1 protein-coding gene is annotated in these 909 nt (G+C 33.0%); it reads right to left on the bottom strand.

Translation table 11 applies throughout. The features are described 5' to 3' along the window. Positions 1-909 (bottom strand): S8 family serine peptidase (locus CLCHR_RS24215; protein ID WP_139376295.1); only part of this gene is annotated, 909 nt, incomplete at both ends.

The following is a 909-nucleotide window of genomic DNA, read 5'->3' as shown; positions in this document are numbered from 1 at the left end:
GAGCACATAGTCCGCTAATATATGCAGTAGAAATAGAGGAACCAGTAAATGTTTTGTAAGGCACCTCGAGTTTACTAGGATAAAGCTTAATACCGTTTTTTTCAGAAATATAGTTGTTATCAGAATTTAGTGAAACTACATTAACACAAGCGGCACACAAGTCAGGTTTTGCTAATTTACCATAAGGTCCTTCAGAAGAATATAAATATGGTTTTATAATAGAATTAGCGGTATTTAGCCCACCTACAGTAATGCAGTTAGAGAGTGTAGCGATACCCATAATCGGTGATTTACCATTTAAATTACTTCCACTAGGAACGATGGGAATTACCCCCTTAGATACAGCGTAATTAAATACTAAATCAAAACAAGAAATAATAAATGTATTATGGCTTAGCAGCTCAAATGGTAAGCAAAGCACCTTTATATTATTTTCTTTAGATAAATTGGCTAAACTTTCTATAGAATACAAAACATCGGAAGCAAATCCTTTACCAAGCTTATCAAATGCTTTGTAGCAAAATAACTTACTTTTATTACATATACCTTTATACATATTATTTGATGATAGACCACTGCTGCAAAGGATTCCTGCTATTGATGTACCATGTCCGTTGTCATCATAGGGATGCTGAAAATCATTCACAAGATCCTTAAATAACTCGATTTTATTGCTAGGATAGGTTAAGTCTTGATGTGGATAGATACCACTATCAACAAGTCCTATGCCAATTCCGGCTCCAGATAAACTAAATTTTTCAGAAAAATGTACTTTATTAGCGGTAGTGACGCTCATGCCACACAAGAATAAATATTCATCTAGATATATTTTTTTTATTTCAGGATATTCTGAAATTCTATCTATACCTCGAGCATTAAGTTCTGCACTAATAATATTAGCAGATTCTA

This window comes from Clostridium chromiireducens (assembly GCF_002029255.1).
Lineage (GTDB): Bacteria > Bacillota > Clostridia > Clostridiales > Clostridiaceae > Clostridium > Clostridium chromiireducens.
The sequence above is the reverse complement of the archived record's forward strand: the minus strand, read 5'-3'. Positions and strand labels throughout refer to the sequence as shown.